15 protein-coding genes are annotated in these 20,315 nt (G+C 61.1%); 10 read left to right on the top strand and 5 right to left on the bottom strand.

The annotated features are described in order from the left end of the window. Nucleotides 1-49 precede the first annotated feature (49 nt). From Q1A91_RS04560 to Q1A91_RS04550, 3 genes are all read right to left on the bottom strand, one after another. Nucleotides 50-1,237, bottom strand: coding sequence for an adenylate/guanylate cyclase domain-containing protein (locus Q1A91_RS04560; protein WP_299873453.1), 1,188 nt, complete (start codon nt 1,235-1,237; stop codon nt 50-52). A gap of 68 nt (nt 1,238-1,305) precedes the next feature. Next, the gene (locus Q1A91_RS04555; RefSeq protein WP_299873450.1) at nt 1,306-1,926 is read right to left on the bottom strand and encodes a glutathione S-transferase family protein; all 621 of its coding nucleotides are present in this window, start codon (nt 1,924-1,926) and stop codon (nt 1,306-1,308) included. 10 nt (nt 1,927-1,936) lie between these two features. Then, nucleotides 1,937-2,590 (bottom strand): histidine phosphatase family protein, encoded by a 654-nt coding sequence (locus tag Q1A91_RS04550; RefSeq protein WP_299873445.1) that lies wholly within the window; start codon nt 2,588-2,590, stop codon nt 1,937-1,939. A gap of 181 nt (nt 2,591-2,771) precedes the next feature. On the opposite strand from Q1A91_RS04550, the gene fdhF reads away from it, so the two are divergent. Together fdhF and Q1A91_RS04540 are read left to right on the top strand one after the other, a co-directional pair. Beyond that, the gene (gene fdhF, locus Q1A91_RS04545; protein WP_299873442.1) at nt 2,772-5,537 is read left to right on the top strand and encodes a formate dehydrogenase subunit alpha; all 2,766 of its coding nucleotides are present in this window, start codon (nt 2,772-2,774) and stop codon (nt 5,535-5,537) included. Nucleotides 5,538-5,667: 130 nt separating this feature from the next. Further along, nucleotides 5,668-6,855: a hydantoinase/carbamoylase family amidase gene (locus tag Q1A91_RS04540; RefSeq protein ID WP_299873439.1), complete on the top strand. Its 1,188-nt coding sequence runs from the start codon at nt 5,668-5,670 to the stop codon at nt 6,853-6,855. Here Q1A91_RS04540 and Q1A91_RS04535 read toward each other — a convergent pair. Together Q1A91_RS04535 and Q1A91_RS04530 are read right to left on the bottom strand one after the other, a co-directional pair. Next, the gene (locus Q1A91_RS04535; protein ID WP_299873436.1) at nt 6,842-7,543 is read right to left on the bottom strand and encodes a response regulator transcription factor; all 702 of its coding nucleotides are present in this window, start codon (nt 7,541-7,543) and stop codon (nt 6,842-6,844) included. The two genes, Q1A91_RS04540 and Q1A91_RS04535, sit on opposite strands and share 14 nt — an antisense overlap. Then, nucleotides 7,540-9,450, bottom strand: coding sequence for a PAS-domain containing protein (locus Q1A91_RS04530; protein ID WP_299873433.1), 1,911 nt, complete (start codon nt 9,448-9,450; stop codon nt 7,540-7,542). The genes Q1A91_RS04535 and Q1A91_RS04530 overlap by 4 nt, the downstream gene beginning before the upstream one ends. 204 nt (nt 9,451-9,654) lie before the next feature. Here Q1A91_RS04530 and Q1A91_RS04525 point away from each other — a divergent pair, with 204 nt between their 5' ends. The 8 genes from Q1A91_RS04525 to Q1A91_RS04490 all read left to right on the top strand — a co-directional run bounded on the left by Q1A91_RS04525 (nt 9,655) and on the right by Q1A91_RS04490 (nt 20,268). Beyond that, nucleotides 9,655-11,625 carry an AMP-binding protein gene (locus Q1A91_RS04525; protein ID WP_299873431.1) on the top strand — a complete coding sequence of 657 codons (1,971 nt, stop codon included), beginning with the start codon at nt 9,655-9,657 and terminating at the stop codon, nt 11,623-11,625. A gap of 232 nt (nt 11,626-11,857) precedes the next feature. Further along, nucleotides 11,858-12,676, top strand: coding sequence for an ABC transporter ATP-binding protein (locus Q1A91_RS04520; protein ID WP_299873429.1), 819 nt, complete (start codon nt 11,858-11,860; stop codon nt 12,674-12,676). Between the two features lie 96 nt (nt 12,677-12,772). Beyond that, nucleotides 12,773-13,780 carry a branched-chain amino acid ABC transporter permease gene (locus Q1A91_RS04515; RefSeq protein WP_299873426.1) on the top strand — a complete coding sequence of 336 codons (1,008 nt, stop codon included), beginning with the start codon at nt 12,773-12,775 and terminating at the stop codon, nt 13,778-13,780. Between the two features lie 79 nt (nt 13,781-13,859). Next, the gene (locus tag Q1A91_RS04510) at nt 13,860-14,972 is read left to right on the top strand and encodes a branched-chain amino acid ABC transporter permease (protein WP_299873423.1); all 1,113 of its coding nucleotides are present in this window, start codon (nt 13,860-13,862) and stop codon (nt 14,970-14,972) included. Between the two features lie 80 nt (nt 14,973-15,052). Further along, entirely contained in the window at nt 15,053-16,336 is a 1,284-nt protein-coding gene (locus tag Q1A91_RS04505; RefSeq protein ID WP_299873404.1) for an ABC transporter substrate-binding protein, read from the top strand. A gap of 75 nt (nt 16,337-16,411) precedes the next feature. Beyond that, a complete protein-coding gene (locus tag Q1A91_RS04500) occupies nt 16,412-17,248 on the top strand; it encodes an ABC transporter ATP-binding protein (protein WP_299873401.1) in 837 nt (278 codons plus the stop codon). A gap of 88 nt (nt 17,249-17,336) precedes the next feature. Next, nucleotides 17,337-18,536, top strand: coding sequence for a phenylacetate--CoA ligase family protein (locus Q1A91_RS04495; RefSeq protein ID WP_299873398.1), 1,200 nt, complete (start codon nt 17,337-17,339; stop codon nt 18,534-18,536). Between the two features lie 64 nt (nt 18,537-18,600). Beyond that, nucleotides 18,601-20,268 (top strand): iron ABC transporter permease, encoded by a 1,668-nt coding sequence (locus tag Q1A91_RS04490; protein ID WP_299873395.1) that lies wholly within the window; start codon nt 18,601-18,603, stop codon nt 20,266-20,268. The last annotated feature ends 47 nt before the right edge of the window (nt 20,269-20,315 follow it).

Here is a 20,315-nt window from a genome sequence, read left to right as displayed (position 1 = left end):
GGCTGTTCTAGGCGCTGCGCAGCAGATCAGCCGTTGCTTGCGAAACCGCTCAACTCCCCTGCGGCGTCTCAGGCGGCGCAATGAGCGCGAACAGCGCGATCGGGTGGGCAATGCCACGCACCTCATGCAATCCGGATGCGGCAAACAGATCAGGGGCGGCGTCCGCGATGGTATCTGTCGCCAAGACCCGGTGGCCCAGAGACTTGGTGAGCCCCTCAACCCGGCTTGCGACATTGACCGCGCTGCCCAGCACCGTGAAATCGAGCCGAGCCGGGCTGCCGATGTTGCCATAACTCACCTGGCCTGCGTTGATCCCGATGCCGAGGTCCAGAGCAGGTTGGTCAGCGGCGGTCCGGGATTGGTTGAGCGTCACAAGCCCGGAAAGAACGCCTTGTGCGGCCTGCGCGGCTTTTCGGCATCGGTCCGCATGATCTGCCTGCGTGGGGATCGGGAAAATCGACAGGATGCCATCGCCCATGAATTTGAGGACGTCACCGCCGTTTTCCTCCACTGACTGAACAACGAGGTCAAAGTAGCTGTTGAGCGCGTCGAACACTTCTTCCTCCGTGCCGGTGTCAGACAGGGCGGTGAAGCCGCGCAGGTCGGAAAACATCACGACCGCATCAAGTGTGGTCCGCTCCCCGCGTTTGATCGTGCCGTTCCAGACGGCTTCTGACGGTCCGTCTCCCAAGTAGGTGCGCAGAAGGCTCTTGGAGGATTTGCGCATGGTCATGGGTTCGAGTGCGCAGGAGAGGGCAGGTAAGGTCGCCTCAATCATCTCCAGGTGTTCTGGGGCGAAACCCTTCGGGGCTTGGGTCACGAAGGTGCACCCGTGCAGCGAGCCGTCGCCGTAGTAGAGCAGCGTTGCGTAGTAATCCGTGCCGCCAAGCTCCGCAAATTCAAGGTAGGAGAGGTGATCTGTCTCCGGGTCCAGATTGCGCAGGCTTTTGTGCAGGGGCTTGCGGTGTTTCAGGATGTATTCAAACGAACTGCCGACGTAACCATCGGTCAGCATGCGTTCATGGGTGACGTCGTAGACCTGCGTTTCGTCCGGCTTCCAGACGACGCCCCATGCGATCAGCAGAGGGTTGGCGAAACGCTGGCCGATATTGGCCCGCCAGAGCGGCACACCGGCCGCCACGAGGGAAGCACAGAAGTGGGAAACGACGTGCACCGGATCGCCAGAGCGGCGACCTTCAGTGATCATCCAGGTGTTGAGGTTGTCTATGGCGTTCATTGCGGCAGCCTAATGTCTTGGGCGGGGCGCGCATAGATGCTTGTGCGCCCCAAGCCCGTCATCTCCGGCTACAGCATATCCCGCGCGCGCATCTTCCGGACGCTGGGGCGGGCTTCCATCCGGGCGAGATAGGCTGCGATCGCAGGAAAATCCGACAGGGTGACCCCGTCCCCTTCAAGCCAGTTGCACACTGTGAACAGGTAGGCATCGGCGATGCTGATCGCGCCCCCGCAGACAAAGTCCCCGCGCAGGCAGCTCTCCTGCACGTAGCGCGCGCAATCGGTCACGTTGCCGGGCACGCGGGCGGCCATGTCGTCAAAGCTGGATTGTTCATCCGCCCAGCGGCTGCCGCGCATCTTGTGGGCATGCGCCACGTGCATGGTGGAGGCGAGGTAGTACATGACGCTGCGCATATGAGCGGCGTCTTCGGCATCGGTCGGGATCAGGTTCGCGTCAGGCGCACAGGCGGCGATGTAGTCCAGCAGAGCGCCGGTTTCGGTCAGTACGGTGCCTGTGTCGGTGACCAGTGCCGGAACGCGGCCTTTGGGGTTGATCGCAAGGTAGTCGGGTTTGGTTTGTTCGGCAGTGCCAAAGTCGATGCGGACGGTGTCATACGCCAGCCCTGCCTCCTCCAGCCCGATGGCGACAGCGATTGAAATGGTGCCTTTGGCGTAGAAGAGTTTCAGCATGTGCATGTCCTTAGATATGGGTTTGCGCGACACGGCGTTCGGGGCGGTCCAGATGCGGCACGGCATTGTAAAGGACCGGCGACCAGTGCCCGCCGATGGGAAACAGACGGTGCATGGAGGTGTGGATGATGCCCAGAGCCACCCGCGCCTGTGCCGGAATGCTCAGACCCATCGCCTGCGCCATGGCCATGGCGATCAGCCCGCCGGAGGTCACAACCAGCGCCGGGCCTGATCCATCAGCGATTTCGGTAAGGGCGTCGGAGACGCGGGTGTGGAAATGGTCCCACGTCTCTGGCGGGTTTTCGATTTTGCCGTCGCGCCAGTATTCGAAGACCATTGGCAGGTGTGTAGTGAAAGCGCCTTGTTCTGACGGGAAGGGGATGCCGTGTTGCTCTTCCATCATCGTGGCGAGGGTGAAGTATTCCAGCTCATTGAGGCGCGCGTCGCGGGTGGGTTCAAGGCCCGTTGCCATGCCATTGGCCGTCTCGATATGCCGCACAAGGGTGCCGGTATAGAGCCGGGTGTGGTGCGTCTCCGTTTCGCGCAGGTACGCGCCCAGCCATGCGGCCTGTTCATGGCCAAGCGGGCTGAGTTTGTCATAGCTGACCTCGTCTTTTGCGCCTGAATTGGCCTGACCGTGACGGATGAGTGTAATGTGCGACATGGGTGCTCCTTTGGCTGCGTTGATAGGGGAGGCCGGGAAGGGTGAAAAGGGCGTTTCACCCACCGGGTGACGCCTATCGGAAACACGGCTGGCGCAAAATTCGGGCAGGGTGTCGGGATTGGCCCTCCTGATCGGGAGGGAATCCCGCTATCTGTGGGGGGATAGGACGCAGGAGGGACTGATGTCAGACATGATCCGTATCACTTTGAATGGTGAGGATATCGACGTTGAAGCCGGTCAGACGATCTGGGAGGTGTCCCATGGTCGCGGTCTGAAGATCCCGCATTTGTGTCACAAGCCCGCACCTGGCTATCGCCCTGACGGCAACTGCCGCGCCTGTATGGTTGAGGTTGAAGGTGAACGCACGCTGGTGGCCTCCTGTATCCGCGATGTGGCCGAGGGGATGGTGATCAAGACCGATACCGCGCGGGCAGAATCGGCGCGCAAGATGGTGATGGAACTGCTGCTGGCCGACCAGCCGGAGCAGGAGGTTGCGCGGGATAAGTCAGCGCATCTGTGGGACATGGCGGCCGAAAACGGTGTGGACGCCAGCCGCTTTCCGAAGCTGGAAGAGGGGCGCATTCCGCTGCTCGATGACAGCCACGTGGCGATGCGGGTCAATCTGGATGCCTGTATCTCCTGCGGGCTCTGTGTGCGGGCCTGCCGTGAAGTGCAGGTCAACGATGTGATCGGCATGTCGGGCCGTGGGCATGACAGCTATCCGACCTTTGATATGGCCGATCCGATGGGCGACAGCACCTGTGTGGCCTGCGGCGAATGTGTGCAGGCCTGCCCGACGGGCGCGTTGATGCCCGCCACCGTGCTGGATGACGCACAGGTTGGGGATTCTGCTGACTTTGATGAAGAGGTGGAGAGCATCTGCCCGTTCTGCGGGGTGGGGTGTCAGATCTCGCTCAAGGTCAAGGATGGCAAGGTCAAATATGTTGAGGGGATCAACGGGCCTGCGAACGAGGGGCGGTTGTGTGTGAAGGGCCGGTTTGGCTTTGATTACATCCACCATGACCACCGCTTGACCAAGCCATTGATCCGCCGTGAAGACGCGCCTGCCAAGGGGCTGAACGTCGACCCCGGCAATTGGCAGACGCATTTCCGCGAGGCGACCTGGGACGAGGCGCTGGATTTTGCCGCCAACGGCATGAAGGGGCGCGGGCGTGAGGTTGCGGGCTTTGGCTCGGCCAAGTGCACGAATGAGGAAGCGTATCTCTTCCAGAAGATGATCCGGCAGGGGTTTGGGCATAACAATGTCGATCACTGCACGCGGCTGTGTCATGCGTCCTCTGTGGCGGCGCTGATGGAGAATGTCGGTTCGGGCGCGGTGACCGCGACCTTCAATGAGATCGAAAACGCGGATGTGGCGATTGCGATCGGGTGTAACCCGATTGAGAACCATCCGGTGGCCGCGACCTATTTCAAGCAGTTCACCAAGCGCGGTGGCAAGCTGATTGTGATGGACCCGCGCGGGCAGGCTTTGAAGCGGTTCTCAAGCCATATGCTGCAATTCCGGCCCGGCACGGATGTGTCGATGCTGAACGCGATCATGCATGTGATCGTCGAGGAAGGCCTCTACGACCAGCAGTATATCGAGGCCTACACGGAGAACTGGGAAGCCGAGAAAGAGCACCTGAAGGACTTCACGCCCGAAAAGATGGCGGAGGTTTGCGGGATTGATGCGGAGACGCTGCGCGATGTGGCGCGAACCTTTGCGGGCGCCAAGGCGGGCATGATCTTCTGGGGGATGGGCGTGAGCCAGCACATCCACGGGACGGATAACTCGCGGTCTCTGATCTCATTGGCGCTGATGACGGGTCAGGTCGGCCGCCCCGGTGCGGGGCTGCATCCGCTGCGCGGGCAGAACAACGTGCAGGGCGCGTCGGATGCGGGGCTTATTCCCATGTTCCTGCCGGATTACCAGTCGGTGATGGATGATGGCGTGCGGTCGGCCTTTACGGATGTATGGCAGTCGGAGGATTTCTCTGCCCAGAAGGGTCTGACCGTGACGGAGATCATGGATGCGGTCCATGCGGGTGACATCAAGGCGATGTATGTGCTGGGCGAAAACCCGGCGATGTCAGATCCGGATGTGGAGCATGCACGCGACGCGCTGGCCAAGCTCGACCATCTGGTGGTGCAGGATATCTTCATCACCGAAACGGCGAATTATGCGGATGTGATCCTGCCCGCGTCCGCCTTTGCCGAAAAGTCTGGCACGGTGACGAATACCAACCGTCAGGTGCAGATGGGCCGGCCCGCTGTGCCGCCGCCCGGTGAGGCGAAGGAAGACTGGTGGATCGAAGTGGAACTGGCCAAGCGGCTGGGTCTGGATTGGGCGTATCAGTCTCCGGCGGATGTGTTTGCCGAGATGAAGCTCAACATGAAATCGCTTGATAACATCACCTGGGAGCGGCTGGAGCGCGAGAACGCGGTGACCTATCCATCGCTGTCGCCCGAGGATCCGGGTCAGGCGATTGTCTTTGCCGATGGCTTCCCCCGTCCTGACGGGCGCGCACGGTTTACGCCTGCGTCGATCATTGCGCCCGATGATGTGCCGGATGCGGAATACCCGATGATCCTGACCACGGGGCGTCAGCTGGAGCATTGGCACACCGGGTCGATGACACGCCGCGCCACGGTGCTGGACGCGGTGGAGCCGGAGGCGAATTGTTCGCTGCATCCCTCCACGCTGCGCAAGCTGGGGGTGGAACCCGGTGGGCTGGTGCGGTTGAGCACGAAGCGCGGGTCGATAGAGATCATGGCGCGGGTGGACCGGGCGGTGTCACCGGACATGGTGTTCCTGCCCTTTGCCTATGTGGAAGCGGCTGCGAATATCCTGACCAATCCGGCGGTGGACCCCTATGGCAAGATCCCGGAGTTCAAGTTTTCGGCGGTGAAGGTGGAAGCGGTGGGCGAGGCGATTGCGGCGGAGTGATCTGTTGCGGGCGTTGATCTGATTGAGCGGCTGCGCCGCGTTCGATTTCATTCATTTTCCTCCAGAAAATGGATTGCGAGACGCTGTCTCGCGCTCTGGGATATTTTTGGAGAAAAGAGGGGGGGACCGAATGGGCGTTGTTCCTGAACGGTTTTTAGCGGATTTGCATGAGCTGAGGGGGTTTGGGGCCTCGGGCGTGGGCAAGGGTGTGGTGCGGCCTGCGTATTCGGCACCGGATGTGGCGGCACGGCGGTGGCTGGCCGCGCGGTTTGAAGAGGCCGGTCTGCGGGTGGCGGTCGATGCGATGGGCAACCTTTTTGGCCTGGCGGAGGGGCGGTCGATACTGCTGGGGTCGCATACGGACAGCCAGCCGGAAGGCGGGTGGCTGGATGGGGCGCTGGGGGTGATGGCGGCGCTGGAAGTGGCGCGGGTGACACCGGGAGTTTCGGTTGTCTCGTTTCAGGATGAAGAGGGGCGGTTTGGGGTGACCACCGGGTCGGCGGTCTGGTCGGGGCTTCTGGCGTTGTCTGATGCGGATGCGAGGCGGGATGCGCAGGGGGTGACGCTGGGAGCGGCAAGGGCTGCGATGGCGGATATGGTGACGGGGGCGGTTGATCCGGCCCGGTTTTCCGGGTTCATCGAGTTGCATATTGAGCAAGGCGCGACCCTGGACACGGCCGGAGAGCAGATCGGGGTGGTCCGTGATATTGTCGGTATCCGCGACATGAAGATCACCTTTGAGGGGCAGCAGAACCATGCGGGGACCACCGCGATGGCGGTGCGGCGGGATGCGTTTCAGGGGCTGTCTGCCTTCAATGCAGCGCTGAATGATCGGTTGCGCAATGTGGTGACGCCGAGCACGGTCTGGACAATCGGGCATGTGAGCCTGTCGCCCAATGCCTCCTCCATTGTGCCGGGGAAGGCCACGTTTTCGATGCAGTGGCGGGACGCGGATGTGCAGCGGCTCAATCGGATGGAGGAGATCATTCGGGCGTTGGCCGCTGAGGTGGCGCAAGAGCGGGGGCTTGAGGTGTCCTTCGGGCCGATGCTGGGGCTGGAGCCCGTCGCGATGGATGGGCGGTTGCGCGGGGCGTTGGAAACGGCGGCGGCGGCTGTGGCGCCGGAGCGGTGGCGGGTGTTGCCATCGGGTGCCCTGCATGATGCCACCAATGTCGCGCGGCATATGCCGGTCGCGATGCTCTTTGTGCCCTCCATTGGCGGGATCAGCCATGCGTTTGAAGAGGATACGGATGAGGATGATCTGGTGGCGGGGCTTGAGGTGTTGGCGCGCGCGGTAGAGGCCCTCAGCGCCAGCTGACATCGCCCAGAAAGATGTAGCCGGCACCGTAGATCGTCTTGATCAGTTGCGGGTTCTTTGGATCCTCGCGCAGTTTGGTGCGCAGGCGTGAGATGCGCACGTCCATTGCACGGTCGAAACTTTCTGCCGCAGCGCCGCCCAGGGTTTCCATCATCTGGTTGCGGGTGATCAGGCGTTTGGGGCTGTTCAGGAACAGGCGCAGCACTTCGCCTTCGGCGTGGGAGAAGGGGGTCTCAAGCCCTTCGGTGTCTTCCAGCAGATAGGTGTCGAAATGCGCGGTCCAGCCGTTGAACTGGGCGGTATGGCCCGTCTCAACCTGTTGTTTGGTGCTGCGCAGGCGGGCACGTATGCGGGCGACGACCTCTGCGGGGTCGAAGGGTTTGATGATGTAGTCATCCGCGCCCAGTTCAAGGCCTGTCACCCGGTCCTGCACTTCGGCGCGGCCGGAGATGATGATGACGATCGCGCCTTGTTCCAGTGCCAGACGGTGCACAAGGGTCAGCCCGTCGCTGTCCGGCAGGCTGAGGTCGACGAGGCAGACGTCGGGGGTTTTGGTGGTGAGTGCGGCTTCAAACGCGCTGGCGCGGGAGAAGCTGAGCGTGTCGAAGCCGGATTCCTCCAGCGCGTCGGACAACATGCGCCGGATTTCCGGCTCGTCGTCGAGGATTGTGACAAGCGGGCGGGTCATTGGGCGGCCATGTCGGGGGTGGCCAGCAACCGGGACAGATCGTCGGTGCTGAAGGGTTTGCGCAGGACGGGAGCGTGGCCGCTGGCCGCGATGTGGAGCGGGTGATCGGCGGGCAGGGCGGTCATCAGGACGAGGGGCGTGTGACCTGCGACACGGGCTGCCAGATCGACGCCGGTGGCTTCGCCCTTGAGCTGGATGTCCGACAGGATCAGCGCGATGTCGGGCAGGTCGGCGAGCAGGGCGGTTGCCTCATCTGCGCTGGTGGCTTCGATCACGGAATGGCCCAGCGTCATGAGTTGATCGCGCAGGGTTTCGCGCAGCTGGTCGTCGTCTTCGACCAGCAGGACAAGGCCCGTGGTGGCGGGCAGCGCCGGGCGGTAGGGCAGGCGCAGGGTGATCACTGCGCCCCCCTGCGGATGGTTGGCAAGGCGCAGATCGCCGCCGGCGGATTTGGACATGTCATAGACCATCGACAGGCCAAGGCCCGAGCCTTCGCTGCCCTTGGTGGTGAAGAACGGATCGAACCCGCGCTCCAGCGCCTGGGGGGAGAGGCCGGCGCCGGTGTCGCGCATGACCCATTCGACCCATGTGTCGTGCACAAGACGCTGGGTCAGGGTGATCTGCCCTGTTGTGCCACAGGCATCCCGTGCGTTGAGGAGCAGGTTCAGCAGGCTGTCGGTGATCTTGCCCCGGTCGATCAGCACCTGTGCGGCGCCCGCTTCATTGATGGTCTGCATCTGCACGCCTTTGGGCAAGGAAGGGGCGGCGAGGGTTTCGAACTCAGCCAGCAGGGTGTCGAGCCGTGTGGCCACCGGGCGCACGGCACGGGGGCCCGTCACGTCCGCAATCGCGCTGAGCAGGGTGCCGCCCCGGCGGGCCGCGGCGAGGGTGCTTTCGATCAGCTCAGGGGCGGCGGCGGGCAGGTCTGGCAGGCGACCCAGGCGCGATTGCAGGCCGAGGATGATCGTGAGCAGGTTTGAGAAATCATGGGCGAGGCCGGAGATCATCTGCGTGGCCAACTCGCGTTTGCGGGTCTGTTGCAGGGCAACGCGGGTCTGGGTTTCCTCGGTCACGTCCATTGACAGGATGTAGACCCCGCCGCGTGTATCGGGGGTGAAAGCCACGCGGATGCGGCGGGCGCTGGCGTCATCGGTGAATTCGAAAACAGAGGCTTCGCCCGCGTAGGCCTGGGTCAGCGCGGGCGAGATGCGCGCAAAGGCGGTGTCACCCAGCGCGTCGGAGATGTGCATGGCGACGATGTTGCTGGGCCGTCCGGGGATGACGCCGGACAGGCGGCGGTTGGAATAGGTGTAATGACCTGTCGCATCGACGTGGGCGATATGGGCCGGCATCATTTCGGTCGTCAAGCGCATGCGCGCTTCGGATTCGGTCAACTGACGTTTGGTTTCCTCAAGCGTGGTGATCATCGCGGCGCGTTCGCGGTTGGTCTGTGCCAATTGCTCCGTATGGGCCAGCACCTGATCATTCAGCGCGTCAGAGCGGGCGCGCAGCAGCGCTTCATGCTGTTTGACCGCCGTGATGTCGGTATAGACGGTGACCCAGCCGCCCTGCGGCAGCGGGGAGCCTTCGACGCTGATGGTGCGGCCGTTGGCGCGGGTGCGTTCCATGTAATGCGCGGTGAAGGTGCGGGCCTGGGCCTCCCGCTCCTGAATGAAGCTGTCGACATTGCCGACCTCGCCATATTCGCCGGTTTCCGCCAGGTGCCGAATGGTGTCCTCAAAAGTGGCGCCGGGGGTGACCAGCGCGTCGGGCAGGGAGAACATTTGCTGGAACGGGGCATTGCACACGACGAGCCGCAGGTCGCTGTCATAGATCGTCAGCGCCTGTGCGATCAGGTTCAGACCTGCCGTGGTCATTGCCTTGGTCTGGGCTTCTGTGATGTGCATGCCTCAACCTCCGCACCTTGGCTATCAGAGGGAAGGCGGGTGGGCCAAGGGCCAACCGGGTAAATTGAGCGCTGTTACAATTCGTTAGAATTGCGAAAACATCAGGAAAAAGTTGACCTTCACCCTATGTCTAAGTTCCTAATAGGATCAGAATCGCAGCAAGCGATCTGACCCGCCGGGAGGGCGGGCAAGGGAGGACATGATTTGGCCAAGCCGCTGACGCGCGCCGACGGACCCGCATCCGTTCCGGCGCTCTTGCACCGTAATGCAGAGCAATTTGCGGACGCACCTGCGTACCGTGAAAAGGAATTCGGGATCTGGCAAAGCTGGACCTGGTCGCAGACCCGCGACGAGGTGGAGGCGCTGGCGCTGGGGTTGCTGAACCTTGGTGTGAACGAGGGCGATTTCATCGCCATCATCGGGCGCAACCGACCGTATCTGTACTGGGCGATGGTGGCCGCAGAGATGGTCGGCGCGGTGCCGGTGCCGCTCTATCAGGACGCGAATGCCGAAGAGATGGCCTATGTGCTGGATCACTGCGGGGCGCGGTTTGTCATCGTTGGCGATCAGGAGCAGGTCGACAAGGTGATTGAGGTTCAGGAGGATCTGCACCAGTTCGAGCATCTGATCTATCTGGACCCACGGGGTCTGCGGAAGTACGATCACACCACGTTGCACCAGTATTCCCACGTGCAGGATCAGGGCCGCGCGGCGCGGGATGAGTTCATCAAGGAGCTCGAAGCGCGGCAGGCCAAGCTGGATTACGACAGCACGGGTGTGATGCTCTATACCTCTGGCACAACGGGCAAACCCAAGGGTGTGGTGCTGTCCAACCGCAATATCATCGAGACGGCGAAATCTTCGTCAGCCTTTGACGGGCTGCGGCAGACAGATGATATTCTGGCGTATCTGCCAATGGCCTGGGTCGGGGATTTCATCTTCTCCGTGGGGCAGGCGATGTGGACTGGGTTCTGCACCAATTGCCCCGAAAGTGCGGATACGATGCACGTGGACCTGCGCGAGATCGGACCCACGTATTACTTTGCGCCGCCACGGGTGTTCGAGACACAGCTGACCAATGTGATGATCCGGATGGAAGACGCCGGAAGGTTCAAGAAGTGGCTGTTTGACCACTTCATGGCCCATGCGCGCAAGGTGGGGCCGGATATTCTGGATGGGCGGAATGTCAGCCAGATGGACCGGTTCAAATACAACCTGGGTGAGTTCTTTGTCTACGGGCCGCTGAAGAACACGCTGGGCTTCAGCCGGGTGCGGGTGGGCTATACCGCAGGGGAAGCGATCGGGCCGGAAATCTTTGATTTCTATCGGTCTTTGGGGATCAACCTGAAGCAGCTTTATGGCCAGACGGAAGCCACGGTGTTTATCACCGCGCAGCCGGATGGCGAAGTGCGGTCAGACACGGTGGGCGTGACCTGCCCCGGTGTGGAGTTGAAGATCGCCGACAATGGTGAGGTGTTTTATCGCTCTCCTGGGGTGTTTGTGGAATACTACAAGAACCCCGAGAGCACGGCTGATACCAAGGATGCCGAAGGCTGGGTCGCCACGGGGGATGCCGGGTTTATCGAGGAAGACACCGGGCATTTGCGGATCATTGACCGGGCCAAGGACGTGGGCCAGATGGCGAATGGATCGCTCTTCGCGCCGAAGTATGTGGAGAACAAGCTGAAGTTCTTCCCCAACATTCTGGAAGCGGTGGTCTTTGGATCGGGCCGCGAGCAGTGTACGGCGTTTATTAACATTGACTTAACGGCGGTGGGCAACTGGGCGGAGCGCAATAACATTGGCTATGCGTCCTATCAGGAATTGGCGCAGCATCCGCAGGTGTTGGCGACGGTCAAGTCTCACGTTGAGGAGGTGAATGCCTCTGTCGCGCAGGATGAGATGTTGTCAGGCTGTCAGGTTCATCGATTTGTTGTGTTGCACAAAGAGCTGGATGCGGATGATGGCGAGTTGACCCGGACCCGGAAAGTGAGACGGCGGATCATCGAGGATAAGTATTCAGATATCATTAACGCGCTGTACGATGGGTCGGATGAGGTCTCGACCACCACCGAGGTGACCTATGAGGATGGGCGCAAGGGATCGATTTCCGCAACGCTGACGATATGCGATGCGGCGGTTTCTGTGGTGGCTGCGAAGATGGCCGCGCAGTGATGGGGGGCTGTGAGACCGTGCGGCATGCGCGTGCGTTCCGCATTCAATCGCTCCCCCGGAGCGATTGCCGCAATGCGGACAATGCGAAACCATCCCGCCCGCCCTCCCGTGTGGTGGTTGAGCCGCAGCGTTTCGTATGCGGCAGATCGGCCCTCCCCCTCTCATCGCTGCAGGCAGCGACTGCCGGGGCAGTGGGGTGTGGTATTTTGAACCATTTGGAAGGGGCGGCCGGATGCTAGACCAAACCGACAGTTACCAGACGGCAGACGGGCGCACGATTGGGCCTGTGGTCATGGAGATGAAGAATATTACCCTGAGATTCGGGGGGGTTGAGGCGATCAAGGACATCTCCTTTGACATCCGTGAGGGGGAAATTCGCGCGATCATCGGGCCGAACGGGGCAGGCAAATCCTCCATGCTGAACGTGATTTCGGGGTTCTATGTCCCGCAGGAGGGGGAGGTCTGGTACAAGGGCAGCCGCAGGCCTGCGATGAAGCCGTTTCAGGTGGCCCGTCAGGGGATTGCGCGGACGTTTCAGAACATCGCGCTTTTTGAAGGGATGACGGTGCTGGACAACGTCATGACCGGGCGGCTGACGCATATGGAGACGGGGCTGTTTGCCCAGTCACTGTGGAAGGGCAAAGCCGAAGCTGAAGAGATCGCCAACCGGGAAGTCGCTGAAAAGATTATTGATTTTCTGGAAATTCAGGCCATTCGCAAGACCCCTGTCGCGCGGTTGCCCTATGGGTTGAAAAAACGTGTGGAGTTGGCCCGCGCGCTGGCGGCGGAGCCGACGATCCTGCTTCTGGATGAGCCGATGGCGGGGATGAACGTCGAGGAAAAAGAGGACATGAGCCGCTTTATCCTCGATGTGAATGATGAATTTGGCACCACGATTGCGCTCATTGAACATGACATGGGGGTGGTGATGGATCTGTCTGACCGGGTGGTTGTGATGGATTACGGCAAGAAGATCGGAGACGGGACGCCTGATGAGGTGCGCAACAATCAGGAGGTGATTGATGCCTATCTGGGGGTGGCGCATGACTGATTTTTGGGGCGCACAACCCGGACACCACATGTGCACAGGCTGTACACAACCTGTACACCGGCAACGCGCGTTGCGTTATGATTTGGAGAAGATCTGATGAATGAGCAGTTGGCTTTTACCATTGAGGTCTTCCTCAACGGGCTGATGGCGGGGGTGCTTTATGCGCTGGTCGCCCTTGGCTTCGTACTGATCTACAAGGCGTCGGGGATCTTCAATTATGCGCAGGGGGTGATGGCGCTTTTTGCGGCGATGACGCTGGTGGGCATCCAGAACGGGCAGGTGCCCTTTGCGCATCTGATCAACGCTATTTTCGGGACGGATGTGCACAAGTTCGGCTGGCATGTGCACAGCTTTGCCGCGATCCTGCTGACGGTCATTGTGATGATTGCGCTGGCCTGGATGGTGCAGCAGTTCGTGTTCAAACATCTGGTGGGGCAGGAGCCGATCATTCTGTTCATGGCGACCATTGGTCTGGCCTATTTCCTGGAGGGGGTTGCGGACCTGATGTGGGGGTCGGAGCTGAAGGCGCTGAATGTCTGCGCCTCGGAAGGGAATTGCCTGCCGCAGGGGATGAACGTCTGGCTTGAGGGCACGACCTATGAGGCGCTGGGCTATGGGTTCTTTATTGATAACCTCGATATCGTGGCGTCGATTGTTGCGGCGGTGCTGGTGGCGGGGCTGGTGATCTTTGCGCAGTACACCAAGCAGGGGCGCGCGATGCGGGCGGTGGCGGATGACCATCAGGCGGCGTTGAGCGTCGGGGTGTCGCTGAACTTCATCTGGGTGCTGGTGTGGTCGCTCGCGGGCTTCGTGGCGTTGGTCGCGGGGATCATGTGGGGGGCGAAATCTGGCGTTCAGTTCTCACTGTCGCTGATTGCCTTGAAGGCCTTGCCGGTGCTGATGCTGGGCGGGTTCACGTCGATCCCCGGTGCGATCATTGGCGGGTTGATCATTGGCGTGGGCGAGAAGCTGTTTGAATTCCTGATTGGGGCGCCGTTCCTTGGGGGCGCGACGGAGAATTGGTTTGCCTACATGCTGGCGCTGGTGTTCCTGGTGTTCCGCCCGCAGGGGTTGTTTGGGGAGAAGATCATTGAGCGTGTTTAGCGTGGTCCGGCGCGTGGGTTCCACCCACCCTACAATGCAATCCGTAGGGTGGGTAAAACCCACCACATTGGAGGTCTAAATGTTCTACCGTGAAGCAGGCGATTTCAGTACGACTTACGCCCAAGACAACCAGACCTTTCCGATCAAGTTCGACCGGTATCGGTATTACGTGGTGCTGTTCATCGCGATCTTTGTGATCCCGTTCATCATCAATGACTACTGGGCGAATTCGTTTCTGTTGCCCTTCCTGATCTACGCGATTGCTGCCATCGGTTTGAATATTCTGGTGGGATATTGCGGGCAGGTGTCGCTGGGCACGGGCGGGTTCATGGCTGTGGGGGCCTATGCCTGTTACAAGTTCATGACCGGGGTGGACATCTGGTGGGGCGGGGAACTGCTGTTCCGGTTGCCGCAGTTCAACATCTTTTTCTCCGTGATCATGGGCGGGGTGATGACGGCGCTTGTGGGCGTGCTGTTTGGACTGCCCAGCCTGCGGATCAAGGGGTTCTATCTGGCCGTGGCGACGCTGGCGGCGCAGTTTTTCCTTGTCTGGCTCTTCAACCGGGTGTCGTGGTTTTACAACTATTCGGCTTCCGGGCAGATCAACGCGCCGGAAAGGGATCTGGCGGGGATCCTGATTACGGGTCCGCAGACGGAGCCCTGGGCCACCTATCTGTTCTGTTTGTTCTTCACCATCGTCTGTGCAGTGATTGCACGCAACATGACGCGGGGGGCGTCGGGGCGGAAGTGGATGGCGATCCGTGATATGGATATTGCGGCGGAGATCATCGGGGTGAACCCGCTCCGCGCCAAGCTGACGGCTTTTGCGGTGTCTTCGTTCTTCATTGGGATTTCGGGGGCGTTGTTTTTCTCGGTCTATCTGGGGGCTGTGGAAGTGGGCGAGGCCTTTGGCATTCAGAAATCGTTCCTTGTTCTGTTCATGATCATCATCGGAGGGCTGGGGAGCATCTTTGGCTCATTTGCCGGCGCTGCATTTCTGGTGCTGCTGCCGGTGGTATTGAAGATCGTCGGCGTGGATATGCTGGGGTGGCCCACGGATATTGTGGCGCATTTCCAGCTGGTCATCGTCGGCGGTTTGATCGTGATGTTCCTGATACTGGAACCGCATGGGTTGGCGCAGCTGTGGCGCGTGGCCAAGGAGAAGTTGAGATTGTGGCCGTTCCCGCATTGATGGGGACGGTCCATGATGGGTGAAATCACCCATCCTACGGAAGAAGAAAAGTCGGATAAAATCCAAGGGAGGAAACACCGATGAAATATAAACTAGGTACAATGGCCGTTGCAGGCCTGATGGCAGCAAGCCCCGTGATGGCGGACCTTGTGTTCCCGTCACTGAGCTACCGGACCGGTCCTTACGCGGCGGGTGGGATCCCGTTTGCGGATGGCTATGCGGATTACTTTACACTGCTGAACGAGCGTGACGGCGGCATCGGCGGTGTGATGACCCGCGTTCTCGAATGTGAGACTGCTTACAACACCGAAAAGGGTGTGGAATGCTATGAGGCCACCAAGGGCGAAGGCGCGTTGGTGTATCAGCCGCTGTCCACCGGTATCACCTATCAGTTGATCCCCAAGGCAACAGCGGATGACATTCCGATCCACTCCATGGGCTATGGTCGGACATCTGCGGCGAACGGCGATGTGTTCAGCCATGTGTTCAACTACCCGGCGAACTACTGGAACGGTGCATCTGCCGCGATCAACCACATTCTTGAGACGAATGGCGGCGACATCAACGGCAAGAAGATCGCGCTGGTCTATCACAACTCTGCCTATGGCAAGGAACCGATCCGGACGCTGGAAGAGCTGAGCAAGAAGCACGGCTTTGAACTGGTGACACTGGCGGTCGATCACCCCGGTCAGGAACAGAAGTCCCAGTGGTTGCAGATCCGTCGGGAACGTCCTGACAATGTGATCATGTATGGCTGGGGTGTGATGAACCAGGTCGCTATTCAGGAAGCCGCGAACATCCGCTTCCCGATGGAGAACTTCATTGGCATCTGGTGGTCCGGTGCGGAGATCGACGTGACCTCTGCCGGGGATGCGGCGAATGGCTACAAGGCGCTGGCGCTGACGGCTGTCGGCAACGACTTCCCGCTGTTTGACGACATTCAGAAGTATGTCGTGGATGCGGGCAAAGCGGCCGGTGCGGGCGATCAGATCGGTACTGTGCCCTACAACCGGGGCATCTATGCTGCGATGCTGGCACAGCTGGCTGTCGAGAAGGCGCAGGAAATCCACGGCGTTGCAGACATCACCAGCGGCATGATGCGCGATGGCATGGAAGCGCTCAGCGTGACCGAAGCGCGCATGGCCGAGTTGGGTCTGCCAAGCTTTGGTCCGGCGTTTGACGTCTCCTGCGCGAACCACGGTGGTGAAGGCATGGTTGCCGTAACGCAGTGGGATGCTTCTGCGGGTCAGTTCGTCAAGATTGCGGACTTTGCGCCCACGGACATGGATGTGATCGGGCCACTGATTGCTGAGGATTCCGCAGCCTATGCGGCGGAAAACAACATCGAAGGCAACTGCGGCTAAGGCTTGCAGCTTTCCCCGGCTGCGGTGCTGTCCGCGGCCGGGGGTTTTTTGAGATTTTACACAAGGGCGCACCCCATGCTGGATGATGCAAAACAGGCCGACGCACAGGTTGATAACGTGCTGGAGGTCAACAACATTGAGGTGATCTACAACCACGTCATCCTTGTGTTGAAGGGTGTCAGCCTGAATGTGCCCAAAGGCGGGATTACCGCTTTGCTGGGCGGCAATGGCGCGGGCAAGACCACGACGCTCAAGGCGATCTCAGGCCTGCTGGCGTCAGAGCGGGGGGAGGTCACCAAGGGGTCGATCAAGTATCGCGGGCAGGATATTCAGCACGCGGACCCGGCGGAGACGGTGAAACAGGGCGTCGTGCAGGTCATGGAAGGCCGGCATTGTTTTGAGCACCTGACCATTGAAGAGAATTTGATGACCGGTGCCTATACGCGCACAGATGGAAATGCGGCGATCGCAGCAGATCTGGAGTTGGTCTACAACTACTTTCCGCGCCTCAAGGAACGGCGGAAATCGCAGGCGGGCTATACCTCGGGCGGGGAGCAGCAGATGTGTGCGGTGGGCCGGGCGTTGATGTCCAAACCCGAGACGATCTTGTTGGATGAGCCTTCGATGGGGCTGGCGCCGCAGTTGGTGGAGCAGATTTTCGACATCGTGAAGTCGATCAATGAGCAGGAGGGCGTGACCTTTTTGCTGGCGGAGCAGAACACCAACGTGGCGCTGCGGTTCGCGCATTATGGCTACATTCTGGAATCGGGCCGCGTTGTGATGGACGGGCCTGCAAAGGATTTGCGGGAAAACCAGGATGTGAAGGAATTCTATCTGGGCATGTCGGATGAGGGGCGCAAGTCGTTCCGGGATGTGCGGTCGTATCGGCGGCGGAAGCGTTGGTTGTCGTGAGGATGGTGGTGGGTGCAAGCATCCGTCAAACAGCGTCCCGTAGGATGGGTGATGTCACCCATCGCACCCTAAGGTGAGAGCCAAGCCAATGACCCAGAGTTTTGATGATCTTGAGACCCGTTCTGCCGATGCGCGCGAAGCCGCGCAGGCGGAGTTGTTGCGGGCGCGGCTGGCTGGCATCACCGTTGCCCCTGACGCCTGGCGCGCGGCGGCGGCGGAGGTGCAGACTGCCGCTGATCTGGTCAAATTGCCGGTGCTGCGCAAATCCGAGCTGAGCGAGTGGCAGAAGGCCAGACCGCCTTTCGGGGGGATCGAGGTGGGGGCAGTGTCCCATGTCTTCCAGTCGCCCGGCCCGATTTATGAACCCGGACGGATCGACGGCGATTGGTTTCGCATGGGGCGGTTCCTGCATGCGGCGGGGATTGGTACCGGCGATGTGGTGCAGAACTGCTTTGGCTATCATCTGACGCCGGCGGGGCACATGTTTGAAAGCGGTGCGCTTGCTGTGGGCGCGCGGGTCCTGCCTGCGGGCACGGGCCAGACGGAGTTGCAGGTGCAGGCCGCACGAGACGTGGGCACAACGGCCTATGCAGGTACGCCGGATTACCTGAAGGTCATTCTGGAGAAAGCTGATGAGATGGGGGTGTCTTTGGGCATCACACGCGCTGCTGTGGGCGGGGGGGCTTTGTTCCCGTCGCTGCGGGCGTGGTACATCGACCGTGGGATTGCCTGTTTGCAGTGTTATGCCACCGCCGATCTGGGCAACATCGCTTATGAGAGCCCCGCGATGGAGGGGATGATCCTGGATGAAGGGGTCATTGTTGAGATCGTGACCCCCGGCACGGGTGATCCTGTGGCCCCCGGTGAAGTGGGCGAAGTGGTGGTGACGGCGCTGAACCCGGATTATCCGCTGGTGCGGTTTGCCACCGGAGACTTGAGCGCGTTCATGGACGGGCAGAGCCCGTGTGGACGGACAAACAAGCGCATCAAGGGCTGGATGGGCCGGGCGGATCAAACCACCAAGATCAAGGGCATGTTCGTGCGGCCTGAACAGGTGGCGGCGCTGGTGGCGCAGCATGATGAGGTCTCCAAGGCGCGGGTGATTGCCAGCCGCACGGGTGAGCAGGACCAGATGACCGTGCAGATCGAAAGCGCGGGGGGCGATGCGGAACGCTATGCAGCGTCGGTTGTGAGCCTGCTCAAGATGAAGGGCGCGGTGGAAGTGCATGCCCCCGGCAGCCTGCCCAAGGATGGTTTGGTGATCGAGGATCAGCGCACGTACGATTGACCCGGGGTGCACGCGCCGGTGCAACGGCTCTGGCAATCCTGAGTGAAATCGTCGAAATAGACGTATGAGCATGGAAACCATGGATGTCCAACGCGCGCGCCGGTCCCGGTCGAGGGACGGGCGGCGGTTTGGCGTGGTGGCGATCCTGATTGCGGCGCTCTGTGCACTGCCGATGCTTGCGGTGCTGCTGGCGGCACTCACTGGCGGCACTGATACTTTGCAGCATTTGGTGGAGACGGTGCTGGGCCGTTATACCCTGACCACGCTGGCGTTGGTGGTTCTGGTGGCAACGGGCACCTTTGCGGTGGGTGTGGGTGCGGCATGGCTGGTGACGATGACGCGTTTTCCCGGTGTGCGGTTCTTTGAGATTGCATTGGTGCTGCCGCTGGCCTTTCCGGCCTATGTGCTGGCCTATGCCTATACCCATGTTCTGGATCATCCCGGCATCGTGCAGACCAGTCTACGCGCTGTGTTTGGCTGGGGGCCACGGGACTATTGGTTTCCCGACATTCGATCGCTGGGCGGGGCGGCGGCGATGCTGGTGCTGGTGCTGTATCCGTATGTCTATCTGCTGGCGCGGGCGGCGTTCCTGCAACAGAGCGGCACGACCTTTTTGGCTGCACGCGCTTTGGGCTCCAGCGCTTGGGCGGCGTTCTTCAAGGTGAGCCTGCCGCTGGCGCGGCCCGCGATTGCGGGAGGTGTGTTGCTTGCGGTGATGGAGACCATCGCGGATTTCGGCACGGTGGCCTATTTCGGCGTGCAGACCTTTGCGACGGGGATCTACACCAGCTGGTTCTCGCTGGCGGACCGGGCCGGGGCGGCGCAGCTTGCCTTGTGTTTGCTGAGTTTTGCGCTGCTGCTGGCGATGCTGGAGCGGTATCAGCGGGGCGGTGCGAAGTACCATGACAATGGCAAACGCGCGGTGGCGATGCCGCCTGTTGATCTGAGGGGCGTGCAGGCATGGGGTGCGGTTGTGCTGTGTGGTTTGCCGGTGCTGCTGGGCGCGGTTGTGCCGGTGATTGTGCTGTTCAGCATGGGGCTGGGGTCTGAGCAGAACCTGCTCAGCCCGCGCTATTTGGGGTTCATCCGCAATTCGGTGACGCTGGCCGGGGTGGCGGCGGTGGTCACGGTATTGGCGGCGATTGTGGTGGGGTTTTACCAGCGGTTGCAGCCGGGGCGGCCTGCGCAGGTGTCCGGCTATATCGCGCGGCTGGGATATGCGGTGCCCGGCGGGGTGATCGCCGTGGGGCTGATGGTGCCCTTCGCGGCTTTTGACAATGCGTTGGATGCCTGGATGCGGGAGAGCTTCGGCATCCGCACGGGGTTGCTGATCACCGGGTCGATCTGGCTGCTGGTGGGGGCCTATATGGTGCGGTTTCTGGCGGCGGCACTTGGCGCTTATGAGGGCGGGCAGGCGATGGTGCATGCCAATATGGATGCCGCCTCGCGATCCTTGGGGCAGGGACCGTTGGGCACGCTGAGGCGGGTGCATTTGCCGATCCTCGCGCCATCGCTGATGACGGCGTTGTTGATCGTTTTTGTGGATGTGATGAAGGAACTGCCTGCAACGCTGATCATGCGGCCGTTCAATATGGATACGCTGGCAGTGCAGGCCTACCGGCTGGCGAGTGACGAGCGGCTGGAAGGCGCGGCGGTGCCGTCGCTGGTGATTGTGGCCATGGGGTTGCTGCCGGTCATTCTGATTTGCAGGCAGGTGGGGCGGCGGCGGTAAGGAGCGGCATGGTGTGAGGCAGCCGGCGGCGCGGATTTTTTCCGATC

The organism is uncultured Sulfitobacter sp., from assembly GCF_947500075.1.
GTDB lineage: Bacteria > Pseudomonadota > Alphaproteobacteria > Rhodobacterales > Rhodobacteraceae > Sulfitobacter.
The sequence above is the reverse complement of the archived record's forward strand: the minus strand, read 5'-3'. Positions and strand labels throughout refer to the sequence as shown.